Annotated in this window: 17 protein-coding genes; 13 read left to right on the plus strand and 4 right to left on the minus strand. The window is 41.2% G+C overall.

Annotation, left to right across the window (positions count from 1 at the left end; all coding sequences use genetic code 11):
- Nucleotides 1-1851: CHRD domain-containing protein (locus CWC02_RS03720; protein ID WP_138616453.1), on the minus strand; the 1851-nt coding region annotated here is incomplete at its 3' end.
- A gap of 299 nt (nt 1852-2150) precedes the next feature.
- Here CWC02_RS03720 and CWC02_RS03725 point away from each other — a divergent pair.
- Nucleotides 2151-2567 (plus strand): hypothetical protein, encoded by a 417-nt coding sequence (locus CWC02_RS03725; RefSeq protein ID WP_138616455.1) that lies wholly within the window; start codon nt 2151-2153, stop codon nt 2565-2567.
- 57 nt (nt 2568-2624) lie between these two features.
- Here the strand turns inward: CWC02_RS03725 and CWC02_RS03730 are convergent, their stop codons facing one another.
- Nucleotides 2625-3323 carry a hypothetical protein gene (locus CWC02_RS03730; protein ID WP_054554583.1) on the minus strand — a complete coding sequence of 233 codons (699 nt, stop codon included), beginning with the start codon at nt 3321-3323 and terminating at the stop codon, nt 2625-2627.
- 431 nt (nt 3324-3754) lie between these two features.
- Between CWC02_RS03730 and CWC02_RS03735 the strand changes: the two genes are divergently transcribed.
- The 12 genes from CWC02_RS03735 (at nt 3755) to CWC02_RS03790 (ending at nt 18225) form a co-directional block, all read left to right on the plus strand.
- A complete protein-coding gene (locus CWC02_RS03735; RefSeq protein WP_138616457.1) occupies nt 3755-4084 on the plus strand; it encodes a type II toxin-antitoxin system PrlF family antitoxin in 330 nt (109 codons plus the stop codon).
- Nucleotides 4085-4104: 20 nt separating this feature from the next.
- Nucleotides 4105-4560: a type II toxin-antitoxin system YhaV family toxin gene (locus tag CWC02_RS03740; RefSeq protein ID WP_171043815.1), complete on the plus strand. Its 456-nt coding sequence runs from the start codon at nt 4105-4107 to the stop codon at nt 4558-4560.
- Between the two features lie 306 nt (nt 4561-4866).
- A complete protein-coding gene (locus tag CWC02_RS03745; protein WP_054554573.1) occupies nt 4867-5061 on the plus strand; it encodes a (2Fe-2S)-binding protein in 195 nt (64 codons plus the stop codon).
- Nucleotides 5062-5219: 158 nt separating this feature from the next.
- On the plus strand, nt 5220-6752 hold the full coding sequence (locus CWC02_RS03750) for a phospholipase D family protein (protein WP_138616461.1): 1533 nt from the start codon (nt 5220-5222) through the stop codon (nt 6750-6752).
- A gap of 253 nt (nt 6753-7005) precedes the next feature.
- Nucleotides 7006-9261: an acyl-CoA dehydrogenase gene (locus CWC02_RS03755; RefSeq protein ID WP_138616463.1), complete on the plus strand. Its 2256-nt coding sequence runs from the start codon at nt 7006-7008 to the stop codon at nt 9259-9261.
- Nucleotides 9262-9406: 145 nt separating this feature from the next.
- Complete coding sequence (locus tag CWC02_RS03760; RefSeq protein WP_138616465.1) at nt 9407-10354, plus strand: aminoglycoside phosphotransferase family protein; 948 nt, start codon at nt 9407-9409, stop codon at nt 10352-10354.
- Between the two features lie 2 nt (nt 10355-10356).
- Nucleotides 10357-11328, plus strand: a complete 972-nt coding sequence (locus CWC02_RS03765) for a Gfo/Idh/MocA family protein (RefSeq protein ID WP_138616467.1) — start codon at nt 10357-10359, stop codon at nt 11326-11328.
- 143 nt (nt 11329-11471) lie between these two features.
- Nucleotides 11472-12101: a uracil phosphoribosyltransferase gene (upp, locus tag CWC02_RS03770; RefSeq protein ID WP_054554568.1), complete on the plus strand. Its 630-nt coding sequence runs from the start codon at nt 11472-11474 to the stop codon at nt 12099-12101.
- 9 nt (nt 12102-12110) lie between these two features.
- Nucleotides 12111-13349, plus strand: a complete 1239-nt coding sequence (locus CWC02_RS03775; RefSeq protein ID WP_138616469.1) for a uracil-xanthine permease family protein — start codon at nt 12111-12113, stop codon at nt 13347-13349.
- A gap of 138 nt (nt 13350-13487) precedes the next feature.
- Nucleotides 13488-15230 carry an HAD-IIB family hydrolase gene (locus CWC02_RS03780; protein ID WP_138616471.1) on the plus strand — a complete coding sequence of 581 codons (1743 nt, stop codon included), beginning with the start codon at nt 13488-13490 and terminating at the stop codon, nt 15228-15230.
- Nucleotides 15223-16443 (plus strand): glycosyltransferase family protein, encoded by a 1221-nt coding sequence (locus tag CWC02_RS03785; RefSeq protein WP_138616473.1) that lies wholly within the window; start codon nt 15223-15225, stop codon nt 16441-16443. The genes CWC02_RS03780 and CWC02_RS03785 overlap by 8 nt, the downstream gene beginning before the upstream one ends.
- A 12-nt stretch (nt 16444-16455) precedes the next feature.
- On the plus strand, nt 16456-18225 hold the full coding sequence (locus CWC02_RS03790) for a sugar phosphorylase (protein WP_138616475.1): 1770 nt from the start codon (nt 16456-16458) through the stop codon (nt 18223-18225).
- Between the two features lie 12 nt (nt 18226-18237).
- Here the strand turns inward: CWC02_RS03790 and CWC02_RS03795 are convergent, their stop codons facing one another.
- Together CWC02_RS03795 and CWC02_RS03800 are read right to left on the minus strand one after the other, a co-directional pair.
- Nucleotides 18238-19281 carry an ABC transporter substrate-binding protein gene (locus tag CWC02_RS03795; protein ID WP_138616477.1) on the minus strand — a complete coding sequence of 348 codons (1044 nt, stop codon included), beginning with the start codon at nt 19279-19281 and terminating at the stop codon, nt 18238-18240.
- Between the two features lie 145 nt (nt 19282-19426).
- Nucleotides 19427-22273 carry a TonB-dependent receptor domain-containing protein gene (locus CWC02_RS03800; protein WP_138616479.1) on the minus strand — a complete coding sequence of 949 codons (2847 nt, stop codon included), beginning with the start codon at nt 22271-22273 and terminating at the stop codon, nt 19427-19429.
- Nucleotides 22274-22481 lie beyond the last annotated feature (208 nt).

Consider the following 22481-nt stretch of genomic DNA (forward strand, 5'->3'; position numbering starts at 1 on the left):
ATGACCACCTGATGCAAGTACTGCAAAAATATCTGCATTAATCATGGTATTTTCAGGTGTTTGCCACAGGTTCATGTTATCGCTTGATTGCTCTAACGCGGCAAGTACGTCGCCATTAGTGCCTATACGACCCGTATGAATGTGAGCAGCAGTGGCGTCACTCACACCTTCGGTTAATGCTCTCAATTCTAAATGGTAGTTATCCATGTTAACTAAGGCATAACCACTACCTGATGCCATCGTATCAACCGCTGGAACTTCTTGCATACCACTAAGTGGGAAAGTAACGAGTTGATAGTTATCTGTTAGGATCTGACCTCTAATTTCGCCACCCGTGTTAGCAGGTGTATGTACGTTAACGTAATGACCACCTGATGCAAGTACCTCGAAGATCTCTGCGTTGATCATGGTATTTGCTGGCGTCATCCACATGCCTGCATCAGTTGTTGACTGCTCAAGCGCTACTAGAACGTCGCCATTGGTGCCAATTCGGCCAGTATGAATGTGTACACCTGTCGCATCATCAACACCCATTGTGTTTACTAATAGCTCTAAGGCATAGTTATCCATGTTAATTAATGCATAGCCTTCACCACTTGCATCAGATTCGACTGCAGGAACTTCTTGCTCACCGCTTAGTTTAAAGCTCGTAAAACCATAGTTACTGGTTAGGATTTGCCCACGAAGCTCACCGCCAGCATTAGCAGGTGTATGAACATTGACATAGTGACCGCCAGAAGCCAGCACTGCAAAAATATCCGCGTTGATTTGCGTATTGCTTGGTGTCATCCAGACATTACTGTCGTCCATTGATTGTTCAAGAGCCACTAATACATCGCCATTAGTACCGATACGACCTGTATGAATATGCGCAGCACTTGCATCGTCTAAGCCTGATGTTACAACAGTAAGCTCTACGCTGTAGTCTGTTGTATCAACAAGGGCATAACCATCACCATCAGCCATGGTGCTGACCATAGGCACTTCTTGATTACCACTTAAGTCAAAGGTCGCAACTGCATAGTTGTCTGTTAAGATTTGGCCGCGAATTTCGCCACCGGCAAATTCAGGCGTATGAACATTAACATAGTGACCGCCGTCTAAAAGTACTGCCAAAGTGTCGCTGTCGATCATGGTATTTTCTGGTACGACCCAGTCAGTCATGACTTCGTCGTCTTGCTCTAAAGTTACGAATACGTCACCATTTGAGCCTAATTTACCCGTGTGGATATGAGCTGCTGTTGCGTCATCAACACCCATAGTCACCGCGCGAAGCCGTAATTCTGTCGTGGCGCTGTCATAAGATGCATAGCCATAACCCATTGCGTCACTGTCGTTCATAGGCACTTGCTGATCGCCATTTAAAACAAACGTGATAATACTCGTTGTATCTGGCACAATTTGCGCACGAAGTTCACCGCTTGCATACTGTTCAGTATGAAGGTTTATATACCAATCACCATCCATTAAATCAGCAATTAGGCTTTCATCAAGGTCGGTAATTGCGACTTCATACATACCATCGGTAGTGGCTTCAAATGCAAATGCAACATCGCCATTAGCGCCCAAATCGCCGTCGTGTATGTGTGCTGCGCTAAAACCTTCGACTGAGCTTGCATCAAGTGTTGCACGAAATTGCATTAAACTTTCGTCAAGCTCTACCGTTGCAGTCGCTGTTTGCATTGAGTCATTCATTGGCACTTCTTGTTTGCCACTTAAAGTTACAGAATAGGTTTTACTTGGAGTGAATTCTTGAACTGGGGGAGGGGTAACAACTTCGGTATTATCGTCATCATCATCGCTACACGCGGTGAGAAAAAGTAAGCTGCTAGCCAGTAGTATGTATTTCATCGTTGTTCCTTATATCTTTGTATGTTCGGACGTTACGACGTGTCCACTTCAATAAGGCGTACGGGCGGTGTTTAAAAAAAGATCAAAAAAGGTTGTTTAAAAGTTAAAAAGTAGTTCTTTAGTGTTGGTTTATTTGAAATGAGGATTCAAAAGTTAAAGTTTAATAACGCTAACTTTAGAGGATTTTACATATTTAGCCGCATAATGGTTTTTGGGTTTTAAACGGGTACGGATCGTGCATCTACTTTGATTTTAAAAAGTTTATAGCTAAACGCCAAAAAATTAACGATAGGAAAACTATGCAGCTAACTTCGTACACATCCTCATTCCTAAAAGAGCCATTATTAGATCAGCAAAATAAAAATGAGCTAAACCCAGCAAGTGAAAGAGCAACAAACCTTCAAGGCTCTAAACAACAAGAAGCGGGCGTTGATTCTGATCCACAAGCAGAAGCTCAATCAAAGACATCACAAACACAACAAGAGCTAGTAGTAAAAATAAAGGAGTTACAAAATAAGATTAATAGTTTAAAAAGCAATAAAGACCTAGCTCCAGAACAACGAGAAAGTGAGTTACTAGAGCTTAATAAACAACTTGATGAAGAAATAAATGCAGTCCAGCTTGCCGTAAAAAGTAATGTTTCTACGATGATAAACTCATTGTTTGCTCCTACTTCTAGTAATCACTCTGGTATGCTGTTTAACAATAAAGCGTAAGTTTAAGGCAAAGCGCTTGTTCGCAGTTACTTTGCCAATTGCATATTTATAAGTCCGCTAAATTACATACTTTATAAGTGAGTAGATGAGAGTACATATAAAGGTAAATAGGAAGAACCATTTTATGTGAACTGTTATTGGTGACCCGCGTTTGGCTGTTCTGATCATAGTTACTGGGTAATCATACTCAACAAGTGTCTTGAAAAGCTCAGGATGTTCTAAGCTCCAGTCATTTAAAGGAATTGAATCACCATAGCGAGTTTTAAAAATAACAGAAAATAGATAGGCACGCCTAGGTTGTGGATCGTTAATATCGTAGCCGCTTTTGGTGCGTGTAAAATTCCATACGGCCTCAACATTAAGTAAATCTTCTCTTTTAAGTGTTCGTGCTTTTCTGTCATCGAATAAAAGTGCAGGCAGGTAAACCTCTTCTTTATTTATTTTAATTTCGCACAAGGGAGATTCATGGATGAAATAACGCTTATTGGCAATAAACATCTGAATTAAAAAATAACTAAGATAAGTAATGACCACAGCGGCAATTGCACCTGCACCGGATTGTGTTTTCCAAACAAGGTGACATGCAATAATGAAAATAACGGCAGTAATTAATTTTGCCTTGAATTTCTGTGCTTTCGGTAAAGGCACTGCGCATCTTATGATAGGTATTTCAGGTTGCACTTTCGTTTTTATGAAAGTCTGAAAAAAGATTGAGTTAAAGTTATCACGGGTTAATTCAAAAGTAGGCGCTTCCATGTGTCCTCGGTTACAGATTTAGTATTAGACGTAAAATAGCAAACGCAGTGCTTTATTACCAACTAAAGGGTTGGCTTTGTTGTGTTATTTAAAAATGGTTTATTTATCATAACGAGTAGCCAACAGGCTCAGGTCTTTCTTTTTGCCCTTTAGCATATTGAAGCCTAATTTTTAGTTATTAACTAACCAAGATTGATACGTGCAAGGATGGCTAGGCTACTACGATTAGAGTTTGCAGGTGCTTTGTATCATGTTACACCGTAAGGGAATGAGCGCACACTCAGCTAGCTGAGGTCTAGACAAGTCCCCCCTTACAGCATTAAGCAACTTGAGTATTTTCTAGCTCATTTTTAAAGGGTAATGCATTTGCATTGCCTGTTCGTTCGTACTAAAATCAAAGCTAATGAAGCAAATAAAAGACAGAGGTTGTTATGGCACAAGTTGCTTTAGAAACTGAATCAACATTGACAGACCGTTTTCAAACTACGGTGCCTAGCCCTGTTCGTAAGGCGTTGCACTTAGGTAAAAAAGATAAAATTAAATACACGATTCAATCTGATGGCAGCGTTGTTATTTCGCGTGCAGCAGTGCAAGAAAGCGATCCTGTACTTGGCGAGTTTTTATCATTCATAGCGCATGATATGCAGGCTCATCCTGAAAGAATAGAACCGTTATCAGCAAGTATGCGAGAAAACGTTGATGTGTTGATTGAAGGTGTTGAAATCGATTTAGATGCTCCGTTATTGGATGAGGACGAGTAAGTTTGCAAAAAACGATACCAATGGTCGTACATGGTTGGACACTTTACACTCATCCATTGTTTAAAGAGCAATACATAAGCCTTAAAACACAAGTTGAGGCTCTTCGGAATAAAGATCCAAAGGGCTACCTTAAAAAAAATGCCACGAAACGATTAGCCGCTATTCAACGGTTAATCTTTGAACTCATACCGCATGATCCTACCAGCCCTGAGTTTCGCCAAGGAAGCACATTAGGTGATGATAACAAGCACTGGTTTCGAGCAAAGTTCTTCCAACAATACCGTTTGTTTTTTCGATATCATTTAGGGTCAAAAATCATCGTTTATGCATGGGTCAATGATGAAAATAATAAACGTGCATACGGTAGTAAAACCGATGCCTACAAAGTATTCGAAAAGATGTTAAATTCTGGTCATCCACCTGAGGGATGGGATGAACTTTTAAAAGCAGCTAAGGACGAGTTGCTCTTCCCATAATCAAGGCGCGTGTTTTTCCAGTTGTTGAAGTGTTGGCTTCTCTGTTATTTACCAATGCTCTGTATCTGAGCCATCCCCTCTTTTTCATTCAACTGCAACACTAACCACCCCTCAAAAAAGTTAAAAATTTTTTCTTTAGCCGCCTTTAACTAACTGCCCAAATCATAAGGGAAAATTTTTAGCTGTGTGCCATTTATGAAATTTCAGTATAAAAGTTATGCAAATATTGCCTATAACACTATTGCGAACTATTACCGTTTAGATTAATATGCTGACCATCAAGAGAAATGAGAGTGGTTTGCATTCATGTATATCTGTTTATGTCATGGTGTGACTGATAAAAAAATCGAACAAACAATTGATGATGGCGCTATGACAATGCGCGATTTATCAAAAGAGCTGCAAGTGGGTAGCCAGTGCGGCAAGTGTTGCGGTTGTTGTAAAAAAATTCTTAATCGCAAACTGATCGAAATTGCAGATATCACTGAGCAAGTAGCGTAATTACTTGCTCTTAAGCATGCGTGCTTAACAATTTTTCCTTCGTTTAATTGTTCTAATTAATCCCCATACTTACGAGTTTTTATTTGCTTTTAACCCCTTCATTTATTAGGGTTATAACAAAGCAGATACGTGTATCACACGGTCATTGGTAGGAAGCCATGATAATAGACTCTTCAAAATCACTTTTTTGTGCAGTACTCATTTTAATCACCGCGGGCTGCGCGCAATTACCTTCACGAGAGTCCATTCAACCAAGCTATGCCATTGCAGCAGATACACCCAGTACCATAGGAGATGCAGTGGGTAATAATCATCCTGGGTTATCAGGGTTTTATCCTTTAGCAGATGGGGTCGATGCCTTTGTAGCTAGGTTGGCGCTCATTGATTCTGCAGAGCACACCATTGATGTGCAGTACTATTTATACCACAGGCAGCAAACCACCATTTTATTTACGGCCTTTTTATTAAAAGCCGCAGATAGGGGGGTAAGAATTCGCTTGTTGCTCGATGACTTATCGCAAGCCGACAGTGAGCTTGATTTAGCCGCACTGGCTGTACATCCAAATATTGAAGTTCGATTATTTAATCCATTTCCTAACCGTCGTTTTAGGGCGCTCGGCTTTATTACCAACTTTAGACAGCTTTCTAGGCGCATGCATAATAAGAGCTTTATAGTCGATAATCGTATTTTTATTACTGGTGGGCGAAACATTGGTAATGCGTACTTTTCGGCTGAAGATCATTCTGAGTTTATTGATTTAGATGTTATGAGTGTTGGTGAAATTGTTCCAAATGCATCAAAAGCATTTGATTTATATTGGAATCATCAATTGTCTTACCGAGTTGAAGATTTACACGGTAAACGTGATGAACAATCACTCATAGATATCACTAAAACATTGTCGAGCTATGTTGAACAAAACCGACAGAGCAATTATGTTCAGCAGCTGCATGAAAGCGAGTTTGTTAAACGCTTGCTTGATGACGAAATTACATTTGACTGGCAAACCTCAGAGCTGTTTTTTGACCATCCTGATAAGGTTTTAAATGATGTACGTGAAAAGTCGTCAAATATGTCGCCACGTTTACTTAAAAGACTTGGGCAACCACAGCAAAGAGTTATTATCATTTCGCCTTACTTTATTCCCAAAGAGCAAGGCGTTAAGTTGCTAACAAACTGGGTGCGGCAGGGCGTTAACGTTACTGTGCTAACAAATTCACTAGCCGCCACGGATGTCTCAGCTGTGCATGCAGGATATAAAAAGTACCGCAAAGATTTAATTTCTGGAGGGGTAAAACTTTGGGAATTAAAGCCAAGTGACTTGATGGCCGTTAAGCGCAAAGCAGGGCGTAAGGTTACTGGGTCATCACAAGCAAGCCTACACGCAAAAACCATGACCTTTGATGATGAAAAGATCTTTGTCGGTACCATGAACCTTGACCCTCGCTCACTTGATTTAAATACTGAAATGGGTGTATTGATCAACAGCTCTAAATTAAGTCGATCACTATCAAAGTGGGTTGATACTGATATGGCTGAGTATGCTTGGAAAGTTGATTTAAAGGGTGATGATTTAGTTTGGCTCGACACAGTGAGTAATGAGCAATTTGATGAAGAGCCACAAACTTCTTCTTGGCGACGTTTTCAAGTGTGGTTTATTTCGTTATTCCCTATCGAGGATGAGCTATAAAGCATTCCTTCAGCATTTACACCTAAGCCCAACTTTTTAGTTGGGCTTTTTATTGTCAGCCTTTAGTTGTTAACCATTTTGGGATAAAAAATAGCGTTTGAGCTTACACGTGTAAACCCATTGTATTCAAGTGCTTAGCATGCAAAGAAAAAAGAAATATAAAAAAATGTTAAAAAAACTGGTTGGACCAATTGATCTATTGCTTATTTTATGACGTAATGTAGGTATTACTATCTGGTCGGATGAGTTTATTATGAGCTTACGTACAAAATTAAAAAAAGTATTACCTAGTATTTCAATTACAGAACAAGAAGCGTTAGATGCGGGTGATGTTTGGTTAGAAGGTTCAATCTACCAAGGTAAACCTGATTTCGATGCACTTCGTGACGTGCCAGCAGCTAAGCTGAGCGCTGAAGAGCAAGCATTCTTAGATGGCCCTGTGAAAGAATTATTATCAATGATTGATGATTCTGAAATTCAAAATGGTGTTCATCTTCCTGACTACATTCTTGATTTCTTGAAAAAAGAGCGCTTTTTCTCGCTTATCATTCCTAAATCATTCGGCGGTTTAGAATTCAGCCCATATGCAAACTCAACAATCGTTGCGACTATCGCGACTAAGAGTTCTGCGGTTGCGGTAACCGTGATGGTTCCTAACTCATTAGGCCCAGGTGAGCTATTACTTCACTTTGGTACTAAAGAGCAACAAGATCACTACTTACCACGTCTTGCAAATGGTCGCGACATTCCTTGTTTCGCACTAACTAGCCCAGAAGCGGGTTCAGATGCGGGTGGTATTCCAGATATCGGTGTTGTTAAACGTGGTCAGTTTAATGGCGAAGAAGTGCTAGGTTTAGAAATTACCTGGGACAAACGCTACATCACACTTGCGCCAATTGCGACAGTATTAGGTTTAGCATTTAAAGTAGTTGACCCTGATGGTTTACTCGGTGGCAAAGAAAACCTCGGTATTACCTGTGCGCTAATTCCTAAAGATCACCCTGGTGTTGAACTTGGTAATCGTCATGATCCTATGGGTATCCGTTTTTACAACGGTACGACTCGCGGTGAAAAAGTATTTGTACCAATGGACTTCATCATTGGTGGTCAAAAGAACATCGGCCGTGGCTGGCAGATGCTGGTTAGCTGTTTAGGTGCAGGCCGTGGTATCTCTTTACCGGCACTAGGTGTTAGTTCATCACAGGTAGCATTTAAAGGTGCTTCTGAGTACGCAGCAGTACGCGAGCAGTTTGGTCTGGCGATTGGTCAATTCGAAGGTATCCAAGAAAAGCTTGCTGATATTGCAGGTAAAACTTATCTTCAAGAAGCAATGCGTGTATTAACAACAGAAGGTTTAGGCATGGGCTTAAAACCATCTGTCGTCACTGCGATTGCGAAATACCACATGACAGAAATTGGTCGTAACGTGCTTGATTCAGCAATGGATATTCAAGCAGGTAAAGCAATTCAAAATGGCCCGCAAAATACATTAGCAAGTGGATATGTTGCACAACCAATCGCAATCACGGTTGAAGGTGCAAACATTCTTACTCGTAACCTAATGATTTTTGGCCAAGGTGTAATGCGTTGTCACCCTTACCTTCAATCTATGGTTGAGTCTATCCATAGCGAAGACAAAAATGCAGATAAAGAATTCAACAGCATCTTACGTAAAACAGTAGGTTACAGCGTAGCTAACAGCTTACGTGCTTTCCGTTTAGGTGTATTACCGTTTACTGCCGGTGCTAAATCGTCACTACCCGAAGTACGTGAATACGAAAAAGCAGCGCATAAATTATCTGCAAAACTAGCAGTTTACGCTGACTTCTCGTTATTGGTACTGGGCGGCAAACTTAAGCAAGCAGAAATGTTATCTGCACGTTTAGGCGACGTAATGAGCTTCTTGTATGCGGCGATGGCATCAATTAAATATTACGAGCAAAAAGTAGCAAGCAGTGAACGTGAGCAAGCTGCGCCTTACTTCCACTATGCGACTCGCTTTGCACTACAAAGCGCTGAAGAAGCATTGCATAAGTTCTTAGATAACTTCCCTGCAAGTGGTACTCGTAAGTTTATGCGTTTCATTACGATGAACTACTCAATGAAAATGCCTAAGATCAGCGATGATTTAATCCGTGAACTTGCGACTCAAGCGCAGATGGATACCGTATTTAAAGCGCAAATCACTCACTTGGTTAACCCAATTGAAGGTGATGGTCATTACATCAATGAGCAAGCGTACAAAGCGAAAATGGCGTGCCTTGATTTACTTGCAAAAGTTAAAAAAGCACTGCGTGCTAAAACTATTAAGCCGGGTGTTCGTTTTGCAGAAACGCTTGATAATGCACTTGTTGCAAGTGTTATCAACGAAGAAGAGTATGCAAAACTGATTGATTACAACAAGAAACGTGAAAAAGCGATTCGTGTTGATGAGTTCGACTTTGACATGAACTTACTGGATGACAATGCAAAGCCAGTAAACCCACTTAAAAGTGTGGTAAACGAGTAATTCAACAATGCAAGTCCTGAGCAGTATTAGGACTTTATCTTCGAAAACCCGTGCTTAGCACGGGTTTTTTATTGCTTATAGGTCGTTGTACCAATAGCCAATATCACCTACCATTGCCATCGGTTTATATAAATTACAGAGCGTTATGGATCTTAGGCAATTTGTTACTTCTCACTTTTCAAACATTACAGAGCTACAGCAAGCGGCATCAGTATGGAGCGGATGCGGTGAGATTATTCGTTGCCAAATGGATGGTGCTGCTAGGGTAATTAAAGCGATTGAAGTGCCAAGTCAGATCAATCATAGTCGTATAAAACAAAGTGATTTTGCGCTTGCCAGAAAGCGGCAATCTTACTTAGTCGAATTTAATTGGTATCGGCATTACGCTAAGCAATTGCCCCATGAAGCTGCGGCTATTCATTGTATTGAGGCAATCCAAGAGGGCAGTAAGCAAGCGCTGTTATTTAGTGATTTCAGTGCACTTGGCTACCAGCAAGCAAGTGCTACACACCGCGACATTGAAGCAATTATAAACTGGCTTGCACACTTTCATGCTTTTCATTTAGCAAGCTCTGCCGATGGCCTTTGGCCGCGAGGTAGTTATTGGCATTTAGCAACACGGCCCGATGAGCTAAAGCGTATGAGCGATTTAAGCTTAAAAGCGCAGGCACACGCTATTGATACTGCGTTGAATGAGTCACCTTACCAAACATTAATTCATGGTGATGCTAAGCTTGCCAATTTTGCTATTGCGCCACAAAACCAGCATGTTCTTGGCTATGATTTTCAATATGTAGGCAGGGGTGTTGGGGTGATTGATGTCATGTATTTTTTAGGCAGTTGCTTAAATGATACGGCATTAAAATCAGTTGCAGATGACTATTTAAATCGCTATTTTGACACCCTCACACAGGCACTAAAACGTTATCAACCAAATGTAAACCCAGCGCATGTTGTTAGCAGTTGGCGAGCGCTTTGGTGTTACGCATGGAGCGATTTTTATCGCTTTTTAGCAGGTTGGAGCCCTGCTCATGCAAAAATAAACGGCTACATGCAGCAGCAATTTGTAACGTACTTAAAAATAAAGGATTAGCAATGAATAAGCCAATGCGATTTGCCATTATCGGCTGTGGTGCTGTAACCGAAGTAAAAAGCGGCCCTGCTTATCAACAAGCAGAAGGTATTGCGCTTATTGGGGTGACACGCCGCGACCTAGAAAAAGCCCATGATTATGCTAAACGCCATAATGTTGCAAAGGTGTTCGCATCGCCAAGCGAACTCATTAACGATAACAGTGTTGATGCTGTGTATATTGCCACGCCGCCAGATAGCCATAAAGCGTATGCTCTTGAGGTTGCTGCGGCAGGTAAACCGTGTTGTATTGAAAAGCCACTGGCGCCAAGTTATCAAGACAGCCTTGATATTGTTACAGCATTTAAAGAGGCTAAACAGCCGCTATTTGTGGCTTATTATCGCCGTTCGTTACCGCGCTTTAATCACGTTAAGCAGTTACTTGAACAAGGTGCCATTGGTAAACCCCGGCATGTTAGTTGGCATTTAAGTAAAGCTCCTAACGCTCTTGATTTGTCGGGTGAATACAACTGGCGTACAGATCAAAACGTGGCACGAGGAGGTTACTTCGACGATTTAGCCAGCCATGGTCTTGATTTACTTGCTTACCTTTTAGGTGATTTTAATAAGGTGCATGGTTTATGTGCTAATCAACAAGGCTTATATTCTGCGTTCGATGCTATTACCGCGCACTGGCAGCATCAATCTGGTGTTACCGGCACTGGGAGCTGGAACTTTGCTTCAGCAAATCGTTTTGATGATGTGATGATTTATGGCAGTGAAGGCGAGCTTAGCTTTAGTGTTTTTGACGAAAAACCGATTTTGCTTAACAACGCACAGGGCAAACAAGAGTTCGTAATTGATAACCCTACACATATTCAACAATATCATGTTGAAAACATGGCGAACTATTTTCATGCTCAGCAACCACACCCATCAACTGGTGAAAGCGCACTTCACACAAGTTGGGTTATGGAGAAAATACTATCGGGTTGAAGAAGTTATACAGGTATGTTTGCTTTTTATTGAATAAAATTAAGTCATTTAAAAGAATTAATGCAAATGTTGTGCATTTTTTGCAGTAGAGCTCATTAATTTACGCTAAAATAGGCGTAATTTATTTCATTTAGGTTCTACTTATGTCTATCCATGTAATTACTCATCCGTTAGTTCAACACAAACTTGGCCTTATGCGCGCAGAAGGTATTAGTACTAAAAGTTTCCGTGAGCTAGCGTCTGAAGTAGGTACCTTGCTTACTTACGAAGCAACAAAAAACCTACCATTAGAAAGCGTACAAATCACTGGATGGGATGGTTCAACATTAGATGTAGAGCATATCAAAGGTAAAAAAATTACTGTTGTGCCTATTCTTCGTGCCGGCCTTGGTATGATGGATGGTGTAATGCAGTTATTACCTGCGGCAAAAGTAAGTGTTGTTGGTCTTCAGCGTAACGAAGAAACACTTGAGCCAGTTCCTTACTTTGAAAAACTCGTGGGTAAAATTGATGAGCGCTTAAGCCTCGTTATTGACCCAATGCTGGCAACCGGTGGTTCAATGATTGCAACTATCGATATGCTTAAAAAAGCTGGCTGTAAAGATATTAAAGTGATTGTATTAGTTGCAGCGCCAGAGGGCGTAGAAAAAACCCTTGCAGCCCACCCTGATGTTGAAATTTTCACAGCATCTTTAGATAGTCACTTAAACGAAAAAGGATACATCATTCCAGGCTTAGGAGATGCCGGTGACAAGATTTTTGGCACAGTGTAAGGCGCTCACGTGGAAAATCATCAAACATTTTCGTTAAAAACCATTCTAACTGGCGCGCAAATGCTGTTTGTTGCATTTGGCGCCTTGGTACTTGTGCCGCTACTGACAGGCCTTGATCCTAATGTGGCTTTATTTACCGCAGGTTTAGGAACCTTGTTGTTTCATGTGGTTACCAAAGGCCAAGTTCCTATCTTTTTAGCATCGTCTTTTGCTTTCATCGCACCTATTATCGCCTCGGTACAAATGTGGGGCATTCCCGCAACTATGGGCGGTTTGATGGTGGCAGGCTTTTGTTATGTTGCGCTTAGCTTGATTGTAAAATTTAAAGGCGTGAATGCGCTGCATAAAGTGTTACCGCCTGTGGTTGTTGGCCCTGTGATTATGGTGATTGGTCTAGCCTTAGCCCCCGTCGCTGTGAATATGGCAATGGGTAAAACAGGGGATGGCAGTGCACAATTAGTTCCTTATGATCAAGCAATTTTAGTGTCTGGTTTATCATTACTGGTTACGCTGATTTTTGCGGTATGGGGCAAAGGTGTATTTAAACTTATTCCTATTCTTGCTGGTGTGGTAGCAGGTTACCTTGCTTCGTTATTTATAGGTATTGTTGAATTTAATGCGGTCACTGAAGCAAACTGGCTAGCAGTGCCTGCATTTACTTACCCTGAGTTTAAGTGGCAAGCTATTTTGTTTATGGTGCCAGTAGCCATTGCACCAGCAATTGAACATATTGGCGACATGATGGCTATTAGCCAAGTAACAGGTAAAGACTATTTAAAGAAACCAGGTTTACACCGCACTTTACTAGGTGATGGCTTAGCAACCTCTGCGGCATCAATTTTTGGTGGTCCACCGAATACAACGTACTCTGAAGTAACGGGGGCGGTAATGCTTACGCGTAACTTCAACCCTCGCGTGATGCTTTGGACCGCTATCATCGCTATTGTGCTGGCGTTTGTGGCAAAAATGGGCGCGGGTTTACAAACTATTCCGGTTCCTGTGATGGGCGGCATCATGATTTTGCTATTTGGCTCTATCGCCGTTGTTGGTTTAAATACCTTAGTAAAATCAGGTGAAGATCTTACCGCGCCTCGCAACTTGACTATCATCGCACTGATTTTAGTGTTTGGTATTGGTGGCATGCATATCGGTGGTGATGAGTTTAGTTTGCAAGGTGTGAGCTTATGCGCAATTTTGGGGATTATCTTAAATGCTGTTCTCCCCAAAGCAGTGCAACAAGCTGATTAGAACTTAAAAACAGCTTGAATATTGCACCAAAAAAGCGCATTTAATATGCGCTTTTTTTGTAACTAACTAAAATTTAAGGAATTATAAAACTGGTCTACTAACTGCATTTATCTCTATGTCATACTGGTAGGAGCGATTATGCAAGAGGCAAATGTTGTGGATATTACCCCGTTTTTAGCGAAGCATCAGTTACCACTCAAGTATCAATACTTAAGTGAGCAGTTTTTTATACCCCTCGCGCACGATATCTTAAGCGCAAAAATGACCGGCCAACCTATGCTGGTGGCGATTAACGGCTGCCAAGGCTCAGGTAAAACGACCCTCGCTGACTTCTTAGTGACTTGGGTTAATAGCAATACCGAATTTAATGGCGTGTCATTATCAATCGATGACTTTTATTTAAGTCGTGATGCACGCAACGAGCTTGCTAAAGATGTTCATCCTTTGTTTGCGAGTCGTGGTGTACCGGGTACGCATGATACGCAATTAATGGAGCAAACCTTATCAGCTTTGTTGGCTGGTAAAGTGGATGTGCCATTACCTCAATTTGATAAGCTAACTGATGATCCGGTGCCAAAAGAGCAGTGGCCTAGTAACCAAAAGCCGATTGATATCGTGTTTTTTGAAGGCTGGTGTGTAGCCAGTACGCCCCAACAGCCTTATCAACTGCAAACTCCGGTAAATGAATTAGAGCAACTAGAAGATGCTGACGGCATTTGGCGCCGCTGCGTAAATAGTTGCTTAGCGAATGAATATCAACATGTATTCGCAATGGCCGATTACACCATTATGTTAAAAGCGCCTTCATTCGAAGATGTGTATGCGTGGCGCTTAGAGCAAGAGCATAAGTTAATTGCCAAAAAAGGCCAAGGGCAGGGCACATTTGACGAAGTGAGTTTAAAGCGTTTTATCTCTCATTTTGAACGTATTACGCTGGAAAACTTAGCCACTCTTGCGCACAGCGTGGATGCGTTACTATTACTTGATACTGAGCGTGATATCACCAAGATGGAACTTCTCGCAGACCAGATTGCTCAACCACTTATTTTTACTGATTTAGACGGCACATTGCTCGATCACGACAGTTACGAATGTGAAGTGATCAAACCATTTTTGGCAAAGTTGAATGATACCGGTGTCAATGTGGTTTTTAATACCAGCAAAACCTTTGCTGAAGTTACTGATATTCAAAAAGGTTTGGATCATCACCAACCCTTTATTGTGGAAAATGGTGCGGTTGTTTATATCCCGAAAGACTATTTTAAAGTAAAGCCAATTGGCTGTGATGAATATAAAGGTTATTGGCGCTTTGCCATGACGCAAAGTACCGATAAATTGCATGACGACCTTAAACAATATGCCAGTCAATTTAGCCATTGTGTACGCTTATTTAGTCAATTTAGTGCACAAGAAATAGCCAAATTAACAGGACTCCCCGTCGATAAAAGTGAATTGGCTCTACAAAGACAGTACTCAGATCCGGTTTGTTTTTCGGGCAGTGATGAAGAAAAGCAAGGTTTTATAGATGCAATGAGCCAAGCAGGCTACGAAGTGCTTGTTGGCGGGCGTTTTATCCATTTAACCAAAGGCAACAACAAAGGACTTGCACAAAAGTGGCTGTTAAATCAGTTCAAAAAAGCCTATCGCAATCCATTTACTGTGATAGCGCTTGGCGACAGTCAAAACGATGTAGCCATGCTAAAAGCGGCCGACACCGCTATTTTAATCAATAACCCTGGCAGCCAAGTGCAATCACAAATATTACAAAAAGCATGGCAGCTCAGCGAAAAGCCCGCCCCTGCAGGTTGGGTTCAAGAAGTTTCTGCGTTAACTATCATCAAAGCGCGTTTTGCAGCAAAACAGGAGCAATCTCATGGCTGATTTTTATCAAAATGGCATTATCACGACCTTACACAATATTGCTGATCGCCCAGTAGAAGAACTAGAAGAAGAGTTACTGAGCTTTTCAAAACAACGCCCAATGGGCCTAATTTTACCCTCGCTTTACAGTGAACTAGAGGGGCCCGCTTTGCAAAATATAATTGCAGAGCTGAAACATGTGCCTTATTTATCGCAAATTACCATTGGTCTAGATCGCGCCGATGAAAGCCAATATCGTCATGCTCTGCAGTTTTTTGCGGAGCTTGATCAGCCTCATAAGGTACTTTGGAATGATGGCCCGCGTTTACAAGCGCTCGATAAAGAACTACAAAAATTGGGCGTTGCGCCACGAGAGCTAGGTAAAGGTCGCAATGTTTGGTATTGCATGGGTTATAAGTTGGCAACCTCAAAAGTAGAGTCAATTGCACTGCATGACTGCGATATTTTGACTTACGACAGAGCGCTTTTAGCACGCTTAATTTACCCTGTTGCTCATCCTCGCTTTAACTATGAATTTTGTAAAGGGTTTTATCCGCGCACCGCTGAGGGCAAAATTAATGGTCGCGTGTCACGATTGCTGGTAACGCCGTTATTGCGTTCATTTAAAACCATTTTAGGCAGCAACGATTACTTAGAATATATGGATTCTTTTCGTTACCCGTTAGCGGGTGAGTTTTCATTCCGTCGCGATGTACTTAACGATATTCGTATTCCAAGTGACTGGGGCTTAGAAATTGGCGTGTTATCAGAGATGTATCGCAATTACTCGCATAACCGTTTATGTCAGGTCGATATTGCTGATAACTATGATCACAAACACCAAGACTTATCGCTAGAAAACCAAGCGGCGGGCTTGTCGAAAATGTCGATTGATATCACCAAAGCTTTATTCAGAAAGCTCGCTACCCAAGGCGTTACCTTTACGACAGAAACGATTCGTTCATTAAAGGCAACCTATTACCGAATTGCACTCGATTTTATTGAAACCTATCACAACGATGCGTTAATGAATGGCTTAACACTTGATATTCACCACGAAGAAAAAGCCGTTGAAATGTTTGCTCAAAATATTATGAATGCGGGTCAGCACTTTTTAGAAAATCCAATGGAAGCACCCTTTGTGCCGAGTTGGAACCGAGTAGCTTCGGCAATGCCGGAGGTGTTTGCTCGCTTAGAAGAAGCCGTAGAGCTTGATAACAAAGAATATATTTAACGGGGAAGGCACGTGACTTTAGAGCTTTTGCAACAAAGGGTTATTCAGCATTTAACCTGCATCTACAGCGAGGTTGAGCTATCAACAACGCTTGAACAACTCGCAGACAGACTAATTAGTACCATGTTAGGTGATGATCCTGTTCGAGACCCAACGCCGCATAAAAACCGTTGGGATGAGCAAGATATGATTTTAATCGCCTATGGTGATTCGATTATTCGTCATGCTAATACGGATGAAGCCGTTGCCAAGCCCGAAGAACCACCTTTGCAAACGTTACATCGCTTTGTAAAAAACCAATGCTTACCTGAACTTAATGCGCTGCACATCTTGCCGTTTTACCCATATAGCTCAGATGAAGGCTTCGCGGTAATGAATTATGTGCAAGTGAATGAAGCGTTAGGTAGTTGGCAACATATCCGTGATATTTCAGCGGATGTTAGGTTGATGGCAGATTTGGTGATCAACCATTGCTCTAGCCGCAGCGTTTGGTTTGAAAACTTTATTCAGGGTAAAGTGCCGGGAAAAGGGTATTTTAAAACGGCAAGCCCAAGTGACGACCTTGTACAAGTTGTTCGCCCGCGAACATCGCCCCTTTTACAAGCGGTTGAAACAAAAGATGGTTTGCAGCATGTGTGGTGTACCTTTAGTCACGACCAAGTTGACTTTGATTTTGCTAACCCAGATGTGCTCAATGAATTTGTCAGCATTATTCGTCATTATTTAGATAATGGTGTGCGTATATTTCGCCTTGATGCGGTGGCTTTTTTATGGAAAAAACTCAATACCCGCTGCATTAACTTACCTGAAACTCACGAAGTGATTAGGCTGCTTCGCACCCTTATTGAGCACTTTGAGCCTAATGTGATTATTATTACAGAAACTAATATCCCGAACCGCGAAAACCTATCGTACTTTGGTAATGCCAACGAAGCGCACTGTATTTACAACTTTTCATTGCCACCGCTGTTATTACACACTTTACTTAGTGGTGACAGCACCGCATTAAAGCACTGGATGATGAGTATGCCACCTCCTCAAGAAGGGACGGCATACTTTAACTTTATAGCTTCACACGATGGTATTGGCTTGCGCCCCGTTGAAGGCTTGTTGGAGCAAAGTGAAATTGCCGAAATGGTAAATACGACTGCGAAATATGGCGGTAAAGTCTCATTACGTACCGCCCCAGATGGCACTAATACCCCTTATGAGTTAAATATTGCCTTATTTGATGCATTGCAAGGTACCCATAAAGGCCCAGATAAATGGGGTGTTACACGATTTTTATGTGCGCATGCCATTATGTTTGCGCTTGAAGGTATTCCAGGTTTGTATATTCATAGCCTACTCGGTACTACCAATGATTATGAACGCTTTGAAAATAGCCAACATAACCGAGCGATTAATCGTCACCGCTGGCAAGAGTCAGATTTACTGGCCAAGTTAAGTAACGAAAATGCCCATCATCGTAATGTGTTTAAAGCGATGAAAAGCCTAATGGCTATTCGAAAGGCGCAAAGTGCATTTCACCCCAATGCGACGCAATATACGTTACATTTAAGCGAAGGGCTCTTTGGTTTTTGGCGACAAAGCATCAATCGTTCGCAAAGTATGTTTTGTGTTTATAACATTAGTGACGAGCCGCAAACGCTTACGCTTGCCGACTTAAATTTGATTGGTACCGAGCAATGGCGAGATTTAATTAGCGGTGAGCAAATTACCGAGCAGACAAAAACAATGTCGCTAACGCCATATCAAGCTGTATGGCTCAGTAATAAGTAATGTAAACGCCCTTTACAGTGCGCTTTTGGTTGCTTCTAACAGAAGTGATTCAACACTGAAGGGAAGGGGGTTTTCATTTGATTTACTGAAAACGCGAAAGTTAATTGCTAAGTTATCACTGTGAATTTGTTCAACAAGCTTGAGTGTTTGTTCGTTATGTTGGCTGAAAATAGCCACTTCATGATGCATAGGTGCGGTTTCGTGTTTATTCAATAAATCATAAATATTTACCAAAGCAAACGCCCCCAACGTAACATGGCCGCCGATAGTGACGTCTATCTTCTCTGCTACGGCTCTGAGCGGCCAATTTATTGCGCCAACTAATACATCTTTGCGTTTGTTTAACTCATCAAGCGCAGTAATTGCTCCTAATGCCATAGCATCGTTGGCAGCCCAGACAATATTCATGTTTGATTGATGGCTAAAGTAGCCAAGACTATGGCGATACGCTTGTGTTGCTGACCAGTTGGCAACCGTTTTTGCGGTGATATTAGCATTCTCATGCGTTTGAACACTTTGCTCTAAACCTTCTTCTCTATCAAGTGCTGCATGGGTGGTGTAATCGCCATTTATAGCGAGAAAATTGGCCGCGTACTGAGCTTTTTCAATCAGTTTATCTGCGAGTAATTGCCCTGCTTGTTTGTTGTCGGGTTCCACACTACCTGCGATTTTAATGCCATGATCAATCAAACGTTTTAGTTCTAATTCTGATGGGCGGTTAAGTAGAAAATAAATAGGTGTAGAGGTGCTATTTAAGCTTAAAAGTTGTTGGGTGAGCACGCTTTTTTCGTCAACTAAAATCAGCATATCAGGCTTTGCTTTAATCGCCTTAGCTACTAATGACTTCATTTCAATATGATTTCGATTGGCATAATGAATCGTTAAATCGAGATCAAAGTCTTTGGCAGCATCACGCATCAACTGAGACACTTCAAACCAAAATGGGCCTGTGACATTCGTATTTTCATAGCCAGGGTTTATAAAAATAATACTTTGTTTGGCAAAAACACTTGGTAAGTAAAATAGGCAAATAATGAAAAATACTGTTCTTAGCATAATCTGATTAGGTTAAAAGGTTGGTATGGTTAAGTATAGCGCGAATCGTTTGCTTTGAAGTAAATGATTGGAGTAGGCTTTGAGGGCTCATACAAAAAAGGGCTGCACGAATGTACAGCCCCAAGAGAATCAAATCTATTAACGATTAGAAATCGTAAGATAGTCTTAAATAGCCAAAACGACCGATGTTGTCGTAACTTGCACTACCAGAGCCGTCGCCTCGAGTACCGAATGGAAGCTCTCGGTTAAAGATGTTATCAACACCAACTTTAACACCAAGGCCGCTTTCGAAGTTATAACCTACTGTTGCATCAGAAATAACATAGCTACCAAACTTCATTAAGCTATTTGGATTTGGGTTATCTTCTAGCTCTTGGTCTGTATAAAGGCTTACTTCATCTAGGTAACGTGTATCAAACGTTGCAAAGAAACCATCACGCTTGTAAGAGATAGTTAAGTTAGCTTGCCATTTTGCCTCACCCGTTGTACCAGCATATTCGATGTAATCTTCAGGTTGGTCTTGGAATGGGAAGTCTTTGCGTTCAATAAGGTATGTACCAATTAAACGTGTTGAGAAGTCGCCATCTAGCGCGTCAAAGTCATATCCTAGCTCAAAATCAACACCCGATGCTTCTTGACCAGAAACGTTTAATACAGAGTTTTGAATTAAGGTAATTTCACTTGATGTGCTATCACGTGTAATTAGATTACAGTATTGGTTATTGATACCGCCTTCAGCGTCAACACAACGATCAAGAATTTCTTGAGAAGCAATCGTTGAGATAGCATCTTCTAGTTCAATTTTCCAGTAGTCAATTGTAACAACTGAGTTTTCTAAGAATGACGGCTGATAAACCAAACCAATTGTTGTACTGGTTGACTCTTCACCCTTAACGTCTCGGTTACCACTAACTAAACCTTCAAGTGTTTGCGAATCGTAATCTGATTCAAAACCTACTGGAACACCTAATGCTGCACAGTTAGCACGGCGAACTTCTGAGTTTTGTAAATCATCTAGATTATCAGCTAAACAAGGGTCATCAACGTTATAGAATGTTTGGCTAGGTGCACCGAAGATTTCTCCAATGTTTGGGGCACGTAGTGCTTCAGATTGTGTTGCACGAACACGTAATTGATCGTTAACAGTCCAATCTAAACCTACCTTCCAGCTTGTTGCATCGCCGATTGTGCTGTAGTCAGCATAACGTACCGCTGTATCTAGTACTAGGTCTTGCACAAGAGGCAAGTCAGCTAATAGTGGGATTGATGCTTCAAAGTAAATCTCGTTTACATCAAAATCACCTTTATCTTCGCCAAGCGCGTTAAAGAACGTACCAACTGCATTATCTGGCTCTTTAGTTTCACTTTCTTCTTTACGGTATTCAACACCGGCAGCAAAACCAATATAACCTGCTGGTAGTTCATAAATCGCTGAGTTTGCAAGTGATGCTGTGACTACTGTTTGAGTAATCTCAGAAGTACCTGTCGATACTGTGTTAATGTAATTAATTGCTTCTTGGCTTGGTGCGCCAAAGCCCATAATGTTTACCGGTACACAACCTTCAGCGCGTGCTTCTTCACTACGACAAACAACATTTCCTTCATCATCTTCAACAGCGTCAAGAGCATTGTAGTAGTTTGCCATGATCATGTTGGCGCCATTTATACGCTCTAATTCAGTTTGACCATGCACAATTGATGCATCTAATTCCCAGTCATTGAATACAGTGCCTCTTAAACCAGCAACAAAACGGGTTGTTTCACGCGTATTGTTTTCGATACGACGACCTAAATCTGTCATCATACGGTTAACCATGATTGAGCTAACACCTTCTTCTTCCATTACTGCTTTTACAGTTGGATCTAGGTAAGCGTTATCAATTTTGATGCTGTTATTAGGGTTAAAGAAGAAAAATGCCGGTTGACCAATACTTTCACCTTCGCTGTTAACATATTTTGCTTCGAAATACGCATTCATGTCTTCAGCAACATCATAGTTAACTTTAAAGTTTACGTTGTAACGCTCAAATTCTGGTTGAATTTCATTGAACTGTGCAAGGTTAAATGAGTCACAGTCAGCACATGCTAGGCCATCTACTCGGTCACCTATATAAATATCACGTAGGCTGCCATCAGGGTTGAATGAGTTAACATAGCCATTGCTTGTTGCAAAAACACCTGCGTTATTAATCGCATAATAGCCAGCATTTGGTGTGTAGATTTTATCTGGGAAGTTTGGATCGTCTTTGTTTTCTTCGTTTTGAGCTGGGTTACGCAAGCTAAAGAAAGAGCCATCAGTCCACGGGTGATCAAGCGCATTTAATGTATTTTGGCCTGAATACTCAACAGCAAAGGCAACATTACCACGGTCATTATCGAAGTTTGTACCATATGAAAACGTTGCTTTTTCATTTTTATAGTCACTTAATTCAGAGGCTCCTTTGGTAACACTAACACTTAAGCCTTCGATATTCTTTTTAAGAATGAAGTTAACTACACCTGTTACAGCGTCGGCACCGTATACAGCTGATGCACCACCTGTGATGATCTCAACACGCTCAACCCAAACACTTGGAATTGTATTGGTATCAACTGATTGAGAGCCTGCAGAGCTAGAAACATGGCGCTTACCATTAACTAGTACTAATGTACGATCAGTACCCATGTTACGTAAATCAAGAATGTTAAGACCGGCAGTACCGATAAAACGACCTGAGTTTGATAATGAGTAAGTATTACCAAGGGCCGGTAACTTATTTAGTGCCTCACCGATATTTACTGCGCCGGTGTTAACTAAGTCTTCACCACTGATAACAGTTACTGGAGCGGGGGCAATAGCACCTTCACGTAAAATACGTGAACCTGTTACCTCGATACGGTCGATAGATTTTGCGCCTTCTTCTTCAGCAGCTAAAGATTGGCTAGAAATGGCGAGGGCCGATGAGCATAGAGCAAGCTTAATGCTAGCACCTAAATAATTATTTTTTATCATTGTTTCACCTGTTACTTTATTGTTTTATCCCTGAATGGGTGTGTTAACGGTAGTTAATAAATGTTAACGATAAAGACTTTATCATTGTTCCTATTTTATGCAAATAAAAACTTCGTAGCATTTTGTAGTTTAAATAAACTTATTCATTACAATGACTTATAATATAGTGTGGTTTTTTGTTAATGTTGGTACTATTTATAGTTAGTTA

It is taken from the genome of Pseudoalteromonas sp. S2721 (assembly GCF_005887425.1).
Lineage (GTDB): Bacteria > Pseudomonadota > Gammaproteobacteria > Enterobacterales > Alteromonadaceae > Pseudoalteromonas > Pseudoalteromonas simplex.